Below are 12,874 nucleotides of genomic sequence, written 5' to 3'. Positions count from 1 at the left end.
TTCGATCACGCCGTCCCTGCTAGCGCCTCTCCGCCCGACCCCAATGGCGGTTGCGTCCGTTCCGGAGCCGAACGCCTCTGAAGCGCTTCCATCGCTGCCAGCCGCTGGCGGGCATGCCCCGCGACCAGCCCACTCGATGAATCGGCCGCCGTGACGAATATGGCGTGCGCGGCAACCGGATCAGGCGCGGCGGCGGCGAGCGCCGTCACGGCCGTGAGGCGCATTCGATCGCAGGGGTGGCGTCGTGCGAAATCGCGCGCACGCTCCGATCCTTCGCCACCGAACTGCGCCGCCAGCGTCAGAAGTGCCTCGGCGGCGGTGCAGGTGAGCGCTTCGGCGAAAGTGCCGCTACTGATGTCGAAGCGGTATTGGTCGATCCAGGGTTGCGCCGGGTCCGACCCAAGGATGTTGAGCGATACCGAGAAGGCTTCGGGCGGAAGCTGGACATGGATGTCGCGGCTGCGGCGGTAGAGCATCAGCCGCTCCGGTTCGAGCCGGGCGCGTTCGATGAGCCGCAGCCCGGCGTGCTCCCCCGGGAGTCCGACGCGGAGATCGGGATCATATTCGTAATAGTCGCTCCAATAGCCCGGCCCGAAATAGCCGTAGGTGAGGAACGAAAAATTATGGTCGTGCGGCAGATCGTAGAAGAAGGCGGCCGTGCCGCTGGCGCGCGTGACCGGCTCGTCGCGGGCGGGCCAGAAATTTGCGCGAAGCACGTATCGACCGTTCGGCGGGCGCAGCAGGAAGACCTGCGGTCCATAGCCCGACGACGCCGACTGCGCCTCGCAGCGCGTCTTGAGCTCCGCGATCGCGAGGTCGGCGAGGAAGTCGCGGTTGCGGCCAAGCCGCGCAAGCAGCGGACCCAGGCCGGCAAAGCTATCCTCGTCCCGGACGTCGAAGGGAGTCGTCTCGAGCGCCTCGATCAGATCATTGAGTCCGATCGCGCCGCCTCGTCCGGGATCGATCAGGCGCGGCATCGGCGCGCCTCCGCGACGCGGAGCCGTACATTCCGAAGCGTGGCTGCGGCGGCAGCCCGAACTTCCGAATTCGGGTCCTGCGCCGCCATCGTCTCCAGCCGGGGCAGCGCGGCGGCTGCGTCGAGCGCGAGCCATTCTCGCATCGCCGCCCAGCGGGCGTGAAAGGCCGGGTCGTGCGTCGCCGCGTCGAACTGGGGACCGGCGTCGGTGCGGCGGGCATTGCGAAGGAAGGTCAGCAGCATTTCGGTTCGCGAGGCGCCGTCATCGGCGCTGGCGACCCGAACCAGTGCGCCGCTTTCGACGTCATATTCGCGGATCAGCGGCGCGGCGCCGGCGCGGATGGTGGCGACGAGCGTCGCCAGATCACGGGTGGCACCAGTCACAAGCTGGGCCCGTGTTCGCCCGTCGGTGCGGATCACGTCGCCGTCGAGGAGACGAGTCGGCGGCAGCGGACGGCACGGCGGCGCAGTCGCGGCAGTGAAATCCGGCGCCAGCGGCTCGGCCTCCCATCGGCGGAGCACCGCGCCGCCCGCCCGGAAATAGTGCGTCACGACGATGCGGCCGGAGACCACGGCTGTCCCGGGTGCCGGGGCTGCTGCCAGGGCATCGGCCCGCAACACGCTGGCGCTGATCGAGGCGACGGGGCAGTCGAACAGGACGATGCCGGTGCGTACTGAGTCGCGGCTCGCCTTGAACGGCGGCTCAAAGAACGGATCCCCGGCGAGCGCTCCGACAAGCGGTGCGAGTAGCGCTTCGATCCAGCCGATGTCGGCGAACAGCGTCTCGGCCCGGTCGGCGGCGGGTTCGGCGCGATCGAGCGGGCAGTCGGCGAAGGCCGCGGCGAGCGCCTGCATCTCCGGGCCGCCGCGCCAGCGGCGTCCGGCGTCGAGCGAAGGCTCGCGGGCAGCGGCGATCGCCTCGCGCACTGCCCTAGACATGCCGGGCATGGCCTAGGGGTAGAGCTCGTAAATCAGATTGGCGATCGCGACGATCATCTCGAACACATCGTCCATCATGACCTCGCCGGCGCGGACGCTGCCGTACATGCCGACCTGCGTTCCAAGCTCGGCGATCTCGCCGATCCCGATCTGTACCGGTGCCATCGTTCCCCCTTTGGCGCGGCGTGGATGCCGGCGCGGCGGCAGGCTAGGCCCGACCAGCGCCGGCGCTTAGTTAAATCGATGTAATCTTGGCGCCCGTCCTTCGGTTTGCGCGGCGCCCGGGGCCGCGCTACGGCGGAGGCGATGACCAACAATGCCCCGCCCAGCCCGATGCCTTCCTTCGACCCCGAGCGCCTGGCGCGCAGCGGGTTCGGCGGCCATGGCGGTCGGCTCGGCATTCGCTATCGCGCCCATGGCGCCGACTGGGCCGAACTGGAACTGCCCTATGATCCGGACCAGATCGGCCAGCCGGAGACCGGAGTGGTCGCTTCGGGGCCGGTGATCGCGCTGATGGACATGGCGACCAGCTTCGCGGTTTGGCTGCGCCGCGGCGCCTTTCTGCCGCATGCGACGCTCGACCTGCGGATCGACTATCTGCGCCCGGCGACCCCCGGCCGGACGGTGATCGGGCGCGGCGAATGCTATCGCGTGACTCGCAACATCGGCTTCGTTCGCGGTCAGGCGCATGACGGCGACCCCGACGATCCGCTCGCCCATGTCGCCGGCACCTTCATGACCACCGGGATCTGAGATGACGCTTCCCCCCTACGCCGCGCTGTTGGGCCTGACCGAGGAACCGGGCGCCGAGGCGCCGACCTTCGTCATGCCGTTCGCCGAGGACGTGCTCGGGCGGCCGGGCTTCCTGCACGGCGGCGCGATCGGCGGATTGCTGGAAATGGCGGCGATCGGGGCGCTTCAGCAGGCGCTCGGCGAGGAAGAGGCGCAAGTGAAGCCGATCAACGTGACGGTCGACTTCATGCGCGGCGGCCGCGACAAACCGACCCGTGCAAAGGGCGTGGTCACTCGGCTGGGCACCCGCGTCGCCAATGTCGAGGCGACGGCCTGGCAGGACGATCCCGACAAGCCGATCGCCGCGGCGCGGATGAACTATTTGCTCCAGCGCTGAGCGCTCCGCTCAGGACGGCGGCGTCAGCTTCATCAGCGCGCCGTTCGCGCCGCGCCCCCCGTCCTCGAGCAGCCAGATCGCGCCATCGGGGCCTTCCGCCACGTCGCGGATGCGCGTCCCCATGTCCCACTGGTCGCCCTTGGAGGCGCTGGTGCCATTGACGTCGACGCGCACCAGCGACTGGCTGGAAAGGCCGCCGAGGAAGATGTCGCCATCCCATTGCGGCCACAGCTGACCCGAATAGATCATCAGCCCGGCAGGCGAGATCACCGGATTCCAGGAGGCCTGGGGCGGAACGAAATCGCGATCGGGCATGGTGCCGTGATCGGGGATGGGCCGGCCGTCGTAATGGTCGCCGTTCGAGACGACGGGCCAGCCGTAATTCTGCCCCGGCCGGATCAGATTGACCTCGTCGCCGCCGCGCGGCCCCATTTCCTGTTCCCACAGATTGCCCGCATCGTCGAAGGCGATGCCGAGCAGATTGCGATGGCCGTAGGACCAGACCGCCGGATGAAAGCCCTGGCTGGCGAGCGGATTGCCGGGCGCCGGATCGCCATCGGGCGTGAGACGCAGCACCTTGCCCAAGGTGCCGGTCTTGTCCTGAGCGGGCTCGAGCTTTTGCCGGTCGCCGTTGGTGAAGAAGAGATGCTGGCCATCCGGAGAAAAGGCGATCCGGCCCGAATAATGGCCGTCGCCCGGCACATAGGGAGTCGCCTGGAACAGCCGCTCGACGTCCGCCAGCCGCGGCGAGTCCCCGGTTTCCAAAGTACCGCGCGCGAGCACCACGCCCTTGCCGCCCTCGCCGGCTTCCGAGAAGCTGAAATAGACCAGCCGGTTCTGCGCGAAATCGGGATGGAGCACGACATCCATCAGCCCGCCCTGACCGGCGCTGTCGACCGTCGGGATGCCTGCCACCGCCTGGCGCTGCTGCCCGTCGGCCGAGACGAGGTAAAGCGTCCCCGCCTTTTCGGTGATCAGCATGCGGCCGTCGGGCAGGAAATCCATCGCCCAGGGCGAGTCGAAATCGGCGACCCGAGTGACCGTGAACGGGCGCCCATCCTGCGCGACGGGCGCGGGCGTGGTTCCGACCGGAGCAGGATCCTGCGAGTTGCCGGGAGTGCCCGAGGTGCAGGCGATCAGCGTGAAGGCAGCGGCGGCGGCGGAGAAGCGGCGCATCGAATCAGATCTCCCCAAGGGCGTGGAATGAAGGTGCAACGCGGCGCGGCGCGGCTGGTTGCGAACTCGCGGTTTTCCGCCGAAGGTCGCACAAAAGTCGCACCTCAGCGCGCACGCGCGCTCCCACGCGCGCATACGCACGCGAGGCGGCACGATGGCGCGGCGGCGCCGGTGGCAGAGTGCGAAGCGGCATCGGCGGGGAGGCTATCGCAACCACGATGGTGTAGGACAGGGGAAAATGCTCCGGGGTCTGGCGCCCGCTGCGCCGGAAGGGGCGCGGAGGTGCTCGCCGGCTCTTGCCGGGCCGCGCGGTTTCGCCTATATGCAGGGCACTTCTCGACATTGGTGACACTGGCGAGGTCGGGGCCGCAGGGCTCCGGCGCCGTAGACTTGCATCCTGGAGACCGAATGGCGGACATCGCCGCACTGACCGATCTGATCGAAGCCGAAGCCAAGGCGCTCGGCTTCGAACTGGTGCGCGTGCGCATGTTCGGCGGCACGTCCGACCCGACGCTGCAGGTGATGGCCGAGCGGCCCGACACGGGCCAGCTCACCATCGACGATTGCGCCGAGCTCTCGCGCCGCATCTCCGCCCAGCTCGACGCGCTGGAGGCCGATGGCCGCGATCCGATCGACCATGCCTATCGGCTCGAAGTCAGCTCGCCGGGGATCGACCGGCCGCTCACGCGCCGCAAGGACTTCCAGCAGTGGAAGGGGCATGAGGCGCGAGTCACGCTGATCGAGAAGATCGACGGCCGCAAGCAGCTGAACGGCGTGCTCCAGGGCCTCGACGAAGGGCGCGTCGTCATCGACGTCCGCAATTTCAAGGTCATGGACGTGGCGTTCGAGGACATCGCCGACGCCAAGCTCGTCATGACCGACGCATTGATCGAAGCAACCCAACCGCTGTCGCCCGAGGGCGCAGACAAGATCGTGGTAGAAGGATAGTCGCAATGGCCACTGCCGTTTCCGCCAACAAGGCCGAGCTGATCGCCATCGCCGATGCGGTGGCGCGTGAGAAGCTGATCGACAAGGCCATCGTCATCGAGGCGATGGAGGACGCGATCCAGCGCGCCGCCAAGAACCGCTATGGCGTCGAGAACGACATCCGCGCCAAGCTCGACCCCAACACCGGCGACCTGCGCCTGTGGCGCGTGGTCGAAGTGGTCGAAGTGGTCGACGATTATTTCAAGCAGGTCGACCTCAAGGGCGCGCAGAAGCTCCAGAAGGACGCCAAGGTGGGCGACTATATCGTCGATCCGCTGCCCCCGATCGAATTCGGCCGCATCCAGGCGCAGGCTTCCAAGCAGATCATCTTCCAGAAGGTCCGCGATGCCGAGCGCGAGCGCCAGTATGAAGAGTTCAAGGACCGCGTCGGCGAGATCATCACCGGCGTGGTGAAGCGAGTCGAGTTCGGCCATGTCGTGGTCGATCTGGGCCGCGCCGAGGGCGTGATCCGCCGCGACGCGCAGATCCCGCGCGAAGTGGTGCGCGTGGGCGACCGCGTCCGCTCGATCATCCTCAACGTGCGCCGCGAGAACCGCGGGCCGCAGATTTTCCTGAGCCGCGCGCACCCCGACTTCATGAAGAAGCTGTTCGCGCAGGAAGTGCCCGAGATCTACGACGGCATCATCGAGATCAAGGCGGCCGCGCGCGATCCGGGCAGCCGCGCCAAGATCGGCGTGATTTCGCACGACAGCAGCATCGATCCGGTCGGTGCCTGCGTCGGCATGAAGGGCAGCCGCGTGCAGGCGGTGGTGCAGGAGATGCAGGGCGAGAAGATCGACATCATCCCCTGGTCGCCCGACACCGCGACCTTCGTGGTGAACGCGCTTCAGCCGGCGAACGTCAGCCGCGTGGTGATCGACGAGGAAGAGGACCGCATCGAAGTGGTGGTGCCCGACGACCAGCTTTCGCTGGCGATCGGCCGCCGCGGCCAGAATGTGCGCCTCGCCAGCCAGCTGACCGCCAAGGCGATCGACATCCTGACCGAGCAGGACGCGAGCGAGAAGCGCCAGAAGGAATTCGTCCAGAATTCCGAGATGTTCCAGAACGAGCTCGACGTCGACGAGACGCTGGCGCAGCTGTTGGTCGCCGAAGGCTTCGGCGCGCTGGAGGAAGTCGCCTATGTCGAGCTCGACGAGCTGGCGATGATCGAAGGCTTCGACGACGATCTGGCGCAGGAGCTGCAGAGCCGTGCGCAGGAAGCGCTCGAACGCCGCGAGGAGGCGAACCGCGAGGAACGCCGCGCGCTGGGCGTGTCGGACGATCTGACGACCATCCCCTATCTCACCGAGGCGATGCTGGTGACGTTGGGCAAGGCGGGCATCAAGACGCTCGACGACCTGGCCGATCTCGCCACCGACGAACTGGTCCAGAAGAAGCGCGCCGAGCCGCGCCGGCGCAGCGATCAGGCCGCGTCGAACCGCAGCGAGGACAAGGGCGGGGTGCTCGGCGAGTATGGACTGACCGACGAGCAGGGCAACGAGATCATCATGGCCGCGCGCGCGCACTGGTTCGCCGACGAGGAAGCGCCGCTGACCGACTCGAGCGTCGAGCTGGAGCCGGACACGGGCGGGGAGGACGCTGTTGCGGAATCCGAACAATGATTGGCTTGCGCTAACCGACAGCGTTGATCGCCGCCCCGGCCTCGCGCCGGGGCCGGTGCCTGGCGTGCGCCCGGTTGCGGCGCACGACCTGCCCCGCGGCATGCCGGCGGGAGGCGCGCGATGAGCGATCCCATGCGCACCTGCATCCTCTCGCGCGAGGAAGCGCCGCGCGACGGGCTGATCCGTCTCGCGCTCTCGCCCGAGGGCGACGTGCTGCCCGACGTCCATGCCAAGGCGCCCGGGCGCGGTGCTTGGATCGGCGTGAGCCGGGAAGAGCTCGAGGCGGCGACCGCCAAGGGACGCCTTCGCGGCGCGCTGGCCCGCGCGTTCAAGACCGGCGAGTTCCGCCTGCCCGACGATCTGGCCGACCGCATCGACGCGGCGCTGCGGCGCGCGACGCTCGAGCGGCTGGGGCTCGAAGCGCGCTCTGGCGCGCTGGTGACCGGGGGCGAGCGGATCGACAAGGCGGCGCGGCAAGGCAAGCTCGCGCTGCTGCTCCATGCCGCGGACGCGAGCGCGGACGGCGCGGCCAAGCTCGCCCAGGCATGGCGGGTGGGCAGCGACCGCGAAGGCTCCGGCCTCAAGGGCTTAACATTGCCGGTCGATCGTACCATATTGTCCTTGGCCCTCGGCCGCGAAAATGTGGTACATGCCGGCCTGACCGACGCCCAGGCGGCAAAGCGGGTGCGCGATTTGCTTGCCCGCTGGCTGCACTTTATCGGACCCGATCGCGCAGATTCGCCTTGCGAACCTAAATCGCAGGACAGTGCGCCGTTGGGATCGCCTGCGACGCGAACGACCGAGACGAACGAAGGATTTTGAGTACACGCATGAGCGACACGGACAAGGAAAAGCCGAAACTGGGCACGCGCGCGCCGCTGGGACTGAAGCGCACGGTGGAGACGGGCAAGGTGAAGCAGAGCTTCAGCCATGGCCGCTCGAACACCGTCGTCGTGGAAGTGAAGCGCCGGCGTGTTCTCGGCCGTCCGGGCGAGGAAGGCGCGGCTCAGCAGCAGGCGCCGACGCCGGCGCCCGAACCGGAGGCCAAGGCGCCGCCGCAGCCGGAGAAGGCCGCGGCGCGGACACCCGCGCCTGCGCCGCGTTCGTCGGGCGACAGCCTGCTTTCGCGCCAGGAGCTTCAGGCGAAGCTGCTGCGCGAGGCCGAGGAAGCGCGCATGGCCGCGCTCGAGGAAGCGCGCCGTCGCGAGGAGCGCGAGAAGGCCGAGGCCTCCGAGGAGGAGCGCCGCCGCGCCGAGGAAAACCGCAAGGCCGAGGAAGAGGCCGCCAAGGCCGCCGCGCAGGCGCCCGAACGGGCCGAGCCGGAAGCGCGTGCGCCGGAGCCCGAAGTGCCCGAGCCTGCGCCTGCCGCGCCGACTCCTGCCCCCGCGGAAGCGAACCGCGCGCTGGAGCTCGACCCCACGCGTCCCGCACCGCGCCGGTTCACGCCGGTCCAGCGGCCCGAAATCCCGCGCCCCGAACCCAAGCCCGAGCCGGCCGCGGCGCGTGCTCCGGCGGCGCCGAAGCGTTCCGAGGCCCCGGCGAGCAAGCCGAGCCGCGATCGCAAGGGCGGCGACGATCGCCGCCAGTCGGGCAAGCTCACCGTCAACCGCGCCCTGGGCGACGGCGATGGCGCGCGTGCGCGCAGCCTCGCAGCGCTCAAGCGCGCCCGCGAGAAGGAAAAGCGCGCGCATCGCAGCGGCTCGAGCCAGCCGCGCGAGAAGCAGGTGCGCGACGTGCAGGTGCCCGACGCGATCACCGTGCAGGAACTCGCCAACCGCATGGCCGAGAAGGGCGCCGACCTGGTGAAGGCGCTGTTCAAGATGGGCATGCCGGTGACCGTCAACCAGACGATCGACCAGGACACCGCCGAGCTGCTCGTCGGCGAATTCGGCCATAATTTCCGGCGCGTGTCGGAAAGCGACATCGACCTTCAGCTCGATGCCGCCGAGGATCCCGAGGAGGCGCTGCAGCCGCGGCCGCCGGTGGTCACGATCATGGGCCATGTCGATCACGGCAAGACGAGCCTGCTCGACGCGATGCGCGGCACCGATGTGGTGCAGGGCGAGGCCGGTGGCATCACCCAGCACATCGGCGCCTATCAGGTGACCCAGAAGGACAAGTCGAAGATCACTTTCCTCGACACGCCGGGCCACGAGGCGTTTTCGGACATGCGCGCGCGCGGCGCGAACGTGACCGACATCGTCGTGCTGGTGGTCGCCGCCGACGACGGGCTGATGCCGCAGACGATCGAGGCGATCAATCACACCAAGGCGGCCGGCGTGCCGATGATCGTGGCGATCAACAAGGTCGACAAGCCCGAGGCCAATCCGCAGCGCATCCGCGAGCGGCTGCTCGAGCACGACGTCCAGGTCGAGGCGATGGGCGGCGAGACGCAGGACGTCGAGGTGTCGGCGCTCAAGAAGACCGGGCTCGACGATCTGATCGACAAGATCCAGCTCCAGGCCGAGCTGCTCGAGCTGCGGGCGAACCCCGCCCGCGACGCCGAGGGAACGGTGGTCGAGGCCAAGCTCGACAAGGGCCGCGGCCCGGTCGCGACGATCCTCGTCAGCCGCGGCACGCTGAAGGTGGGCGACGTGTTCGTCGTCGGCGCCGAAAGCGGCAAGGTGCGCGCGCTGGTCGATGACAAGGGCCGCCAGGTCAAGGAAGCCGGTCCGGCGATGCCGGTCGAAGTGCTCGGCCTGTCGGGGGTGCCGATGGCGGGCGATCCGCTGCAGGTCGTGGAGAGCGAGGCGCGTGCGCGCGAAGTCGCCGAATACCGCCAGGGCGTCATCCAGCAGAAGCGCACGACGCAGGCGCCGGCGAGCCTCGAGAGCATGTTCTCGGCGCTCAAGGACAAGCAGGCGATCGAATATCCGCTGGTGGTCAAGGGCGACACCCAGGGCACCGTCGAGGCGATCATCGGCTCGCTCAACAAGATCTCGACCGACGAGATCCGGGTGCGGATCCTGCACTCGGGCGTCGGCGGCATCACCGAGAGCGACGTGACGCTGGCCGCGGCCAGCGGCGCGCCGATCATCGGCTTCAACGTGCGCGCCAACGCCAAGGCACGCGAGATCGCCGAGCGGAACAAGGTGGCGCTGAAATACTACGACGTCATCTATGACCTGACCGACGACATCCGCGCGGGGATGGCCGGCGAGCTGGGCCCCGAGGCCTTCGAGACGGTGGTCGGCCGCGCCGAGATCAAGGAAGTCTTCTCGGCGGGCAAGCACGGCAAGGCGGCGGGTCTGCTCGTCACCGAGGGCGTCATCCGCAAGGCGCTCAAGGCACGCATCACGCGCGACGACGTCATCATCTATCAGGGCGAGATCGCATCGCTGCGCCGCTTCAAGGATGATGTCGCCGAAGTGCGGGCGGGCCTGGAATGCGGTGTGACGTTCAGCCAGAACTTCACCGACATCAAGCCGGGCGACTATCTGGAGACGTTCGAAGTCGAGATGCGCGAACGCACGCTGTAAGCAGAGGCCCTCCGCCGGTAGTTGGCGGAGGGCTCTTCACGTACAGCAGGATTCACTTCGCCATGCCTCTTACGCAAATTCAGATTATTCAGTCTTTGGGCGAAGCGTTAAGCTGGTTTGAGAAAGAGCTGGAATGGGGCGTCGCTCCGGGTGAACTCAACCACCTCACCGGGCGAATTGGTGAGCTGTATGCCGCGATGATAACGCGCGGCCAAATGGCGACCACCACCAATCAGCGCGGCTATGATGTCGTGAGCGCCGAGGGAGAGCGTATCTCCGTGAAGACCGTTACTACGAGCGTGCAGGCGCGGTTCAATACGAACACATTAGAATTGGCTGACCGCATAATGGTCCTGCGGATAAATGTTGACGACGACGAGGGTGTATCGGTCGAGACATTACTGGACATCGGTCGAGCAGACTTCGATGGACATCTGAGGCGCTTGTCGAATGGTTCGATCGATTTTCCGATCGCGTCGCGTCGGAAGTCAACCCGCCCGCTCGACGCCCAGTCCATTGAAGCTGCCGAGAGTTTTGGGGGGTACACCGTCCAACAATTTGAAAGCGGCTCAATTGGCGTACTGCGCCACGGCAACCGGGTCGACGTCGCCAAACCTGTGCTGCGTGAACTCGCCGCTCAGCTTGGCGTCGATCTTCTGAACGGCTCCGGCCGGCCGCGAAACACACGGCAATTGGGCGCCGCCATCATCAAGGCAATCGGCAGTAGACACCAATGAAAAGCGACCCCAACGAAGACCGCTCGGTCCGCCTGCTGCGCGTCGGCGAGCAGGTGCGGCATGTGTTGTCGGACATTCTCCAGCGCGGCGACGTGCACGACGAGACGTTGGCGAAGCACATGGTCTCGATCACCGAGGTGCGGATGTCGCCCGATCTCAAGCATGCGACGGTGTTCGTGAAGCCGCTGCTCGGCCAGCATGAGGAGGCGGTGCTGAAGGCGCTGCGCACCAACACCGCCTATCTGCAGGGCGAAGTTGCGCGGCGGGTGAACACCAAATATGCCGCGAAGCTGAAATTCCTGGCCGACGAGAGCTTCGACGAGGGCAGCCGGATCGACGCGCTGCTGCGCAACCCGCGCGTCGCGCGCGATCTGGACGGGGACGCGACCGAGGATTAGCCTTGGCAACCGTCTCGGCCGACGTGCCGCGGCGCGGCAGAATTCGAGCGGCAGGAATGATGTGATGGCAATGGGCCCGGCATGCCCCCGGTGTGGCACGATCATCCCGTTCGTGAAAACGCAGTGGGGGCTCGGAACGCCTTTTGCCTGCCGGAGCTGTGACGCCAGCCTTGTCGTCCCGAAGAATCTGTGGATCGGCCTTACCGCACTCCTGCTGTTCTGGTCGGCGCAGTCGCGCGTGGAGGGGGCGGGCGCCACACTGGTGCTTCTGCTGACGATCGCGATCACCCTGCTTGCCGCGTCATGGCTCCTGCTCAAGCCCCGGCTGGTGCCGGTTGGAGCGGACCCGGCTCCGTCGAGCCCTGTCGACCCAGTCGCCTGATGGCCAAGCTCTATTTCTACTACGCCAGCATGAACGCGGGGAAGTCGACCACGCTGCTGCAGGCCGACTTCAACTATCGCGAGCGCGGCATGCGGACGATGCTGTTCACGGCAGCGATCGACGATCGGAGCGGTCCGGGCGCAATCGGATCGCGGATCGGACTGGAGGCGGAGGCGACTCCCTTCGACGCGGCGACCGACCTGCGCGCGCTGGTGGAGCGCGAGCAGCGCGCCGGGCCGGTCGCCTGCGTGCTGATCGACGAGGCGCAGTTCCTCACCGAGGAGCAGGTCGATCAGCTCGCCGGGCTGTGCGACGAATGCGACGTGCCCGTGCTCGCCTATGGCCTGCGCACCGATTTCCGCGGGCAATTGTTTCCGGGATCGGCGCGGCTGCTGGCGATCGCCGACGCGCTCATCGAGATCAAATCGGTCTGCACCTGCGGGCGCAAGGCGATCATGAACCTGCGAGTCGACGCGGCGGGCAAGCCGGTGGCCGAGGGCGCGCAGACCGAGATCGGCGGAAACGAGCGCTATGTCGCGCTGTGCCGTCGCCACTTCACTGCGGCGCTGGCGGGAACCGCGCCGCTCAGCCAAGGTTCATGCACGACGTGCTAGGAGCAGGCCATGCTGACGACCCTTCTCACACTCCTCGCCGCCACTGCGCCGCTGCCGGCGCAGGAGGCCTCCCAAACCCGGCCTATCGGAGTCGAAACGCAGATCAGCTTTGCCGCCAACGGCGGGATTCGCGATTGGCGGCGCGGCCCCGAGGACAGCAACATCGTCTATCTGCAGGCGCGTAACCTGCGCTGGTACGAAGTGACGCTGACCGGGCCCTGCCTCGACAACACGAGCTTCGAGCCGATGGTCTATACGACCGGCCCCGGTGGCGCGCTCGACCGCTTCTCGCGGATTTCCTCGGCGCGCAATCCGGACCTCGTCTGCGGTGTCGAGAGCATCAAGACGAGCCTGCCGCCGGAGCAGATGCGCGCGGACGGCTGATCGCGGCACTGCTTCAGGCCTTGGGTTGGGGCGTCGCCCCGCTTAAGGCGC

15 protein-coding genes are annotated in these 12,874 nt (G+C 67.8%); 11 read left to right on the top strand and 4 right to left on the bottom strand.

What is annotated here, in order from left to right; genetic code table 11:
• Positions 1–5: 5 nt before the first annotated feature.
• From H7V21_RS08215 to H7V21_RS08205, 3 genes are read right to left on the bottom strand one after another with little or no spacing between them, the layout of a single operon-like run.
• On the bottom strand, positions 6–977 hold the full coding sequence (locus tag H7V21_RS08215; protein WP_188053050.1) for a transposase: 972 nt from the start codon (positions 975–977) through the stop codon (positions 6–8).
• Positions 965–1,924, bottom strand: a complete 960-nt coding sequence (locus H7V21_RS08210) for a hypothetical protein (protein ID WP_188053049.1) — start codon at positions 1,922–1,924, stop codon at positions 965–967. Before H7V21_RS08210 ends, H7V21_RS08215 begins: the two co-directional genes overlap by 13 nt.
• A gap of 3 nt (positions 1,925–1,927) precedes the next feature.
• Complete coding sequence (locus H7V21_RS08205) at positions 1,928–2,080, bottom strand: hypothetical protein (RefSeq protein ID WP_188053048.1); 153 nt, start codon at positions 2,078–2,080, stop codon at positions 1,928–1,930.
• Between the two features lie 141 nt (positions 2,081–2,221).
• On the opposite strand from H7V21_RS08205, the gene H7V21_RS08200 reads away from it, so the two are divergent.
• Together H7V21_RS08200 and H7V21_RS08195 are read left to right on the top strand one after the other, a co-directional pair.
• Positions 2,222–2,668, top strand: coding sequence for a PaaI family thioesterase (locus H7V21_RS08200; RefSeq protein WP_188053047.1), 447 nt, complete (start codon positions 2,222–2,224; stop codon positions 2,666–2,668).
• A 1-nt stretch (position 2,669) separates the two neighbouring features.
• On the top strand, positions 2,670–3,044 hold the full coding sequence (locus H7V21_RS08195; RefSeq protein WP_188053046.1) for a PaaI family thioesterase: 375 nt from the start codon (positions 2,670–2,672) through the stop codon (positions 3,042–3,044).
• Positions 3,045–3,053: 9 nt separating this feature from the next.
• On the opposite strand, the gene H7V21_RS08190 is transcribed toward H7V21_RS08195, so the two are convergent.
• Positions 3,054–4,220, bottom strand: coding sequence for a PQQ-dependent sugar dehydrogenase (locus H7V21_RS08190; protein WP_188053045.1), 1,167 nt, complete (start codon positions 4,218–4,220; stop codon positions 3,054–3,056).
• A 408-nt stretch (positions 4,221–4,628) separates the two neighbouring features.
• On the opposite strand from H7V21_RS08190, the gene rimP reads away from it, so the two are divergent.
• The 9 genes from rimP (at position 4,629) to H7V21_RS08145 (ending at position 12,823) form a co-directional block, all read left to right on the top strand.
• A complete protein-coding gene (gene rimP / locus H7V21_RS08185) occupies positions 4,629–5,168 on the top strand; it encodes a ribosome maturation protein RimP (protein WP_188053044.1) in 540 nt (179 codons plus the stop codon).
• 5 nt (positions 5,169–5,173) lie between these two features.
• The gene (gene nusA / locus H7V21_RS08180) at positions 5,174–6,829 is read left to right on the top strand and encodes a transcription termination factor NusA (RefSeq protein ID WP_188053043.1); all 1,656 of its coding nucleotides are present in this window, start codon (positions 5,174–5,176) and stop codon (positions 6,827–6,829) included.
• A 120-nt stretch (positions 6,830–6,949) separates the two neighbouring features.
• Positions 6,950–7,651, top strand: a complete 702-nt coding sequence (locus H7V21_RS08175; protein ID WP_188053042.1) for a DUF448 domain-containing protein — start codon at positions 6,950–6,952, stop codon at positions 7,649–7,651.
• 8 nt (positions 7,652–7,659) lie between these two features.
• Positions 7,660–10,308 (top strand): translation initiation factor IF-2, encoded by a 2,649-nt coding sequence (gene infB / locus H7V21_RS08170; protein ID WP_188053041.1) that lies wholly within the window; start codon positions 7,660–7,662, stop codon positions 10,306–10,308.
• Positions 10,309–10,370: 62 nt separating this feature from the next.
• Positions 10,371–11,045, top strand: coding sequence for a DUF6998 domain-containing protein (locus tag H7V21_RS08165; protein ID WP_188053040.1), 675 nt, complete (start codon positions 10,371–10,373; stop codon positions 11,043–11,045).
• A complete protein-coding gene (gene rbfA / locus H7V21_RS08160; RefSeq protein ID WP_188053039.1) occupies positions 11,042–11,443 on the top strand; it encodes a 30S ribosome-binding factor RbfA in 402 nt (133 codons plus the stop codon). The genes H7V21_RS08165 and rbfA overlap by 4 nt, the downstream gene beginning before the upstream one ends.
• 112 nt (positions 11,444–11,555) lie before the next feature.
• The gene (locus tag H7V21_RS08155; RefSeq protein WP_188053038.1) at positions 11,556–11,825 is read left to right on the top strand and encodes a hypothetical protein; all 270 of its coding nucleotides are present in this window, start codon (positions 11,556–11,558) and stop codon (positions 11,823–11,825) included.
• Positions 11,825–12,439, top strand: a complete 615-nt coding sequence (locus H7V21_RS08150) for a thymidine kinase (RefSeq protein WP_188053037.1) — start codon at positions 11,825–11,827, stop codon at positions 12,437–12,439. Before H7V21_RS08155 ends, H7V21_RS08150 begins: the two co-directional genes overlap by 1 nt.
• A gap of 9 nt (positions 12,440–12,448) precedes the next feature.
• Positions 12,449–12,823 (top strand): hypothetical protein, encoded by a 375-nt coding sequence (locus H7V21_RS08145; protein ID WP_188053036.1) that lies wholly within the window; start codon positions 12,449–12,451, stop codon positions 12,821–12,823.
• The last annotated feature ends 51 nt before the right edge of the window (positions 12,824–12,874 follow it).

The sequence above is a fragment of the Sphingosinithalassobacter sp. CS137 genome (assembly GCF_014334115.1).
Classification (GTDB): Bacteria; Pseudomonadota; Alphaproteobacteria; order Sphingomonadales; family Sphingomonadaceae; genus Sphingomonas.
The sequence above is the reverse complement of the archived record's forward strand: the minus strand, read 5'-3'. Positions and strand labels throughout refer to the sequence as shown.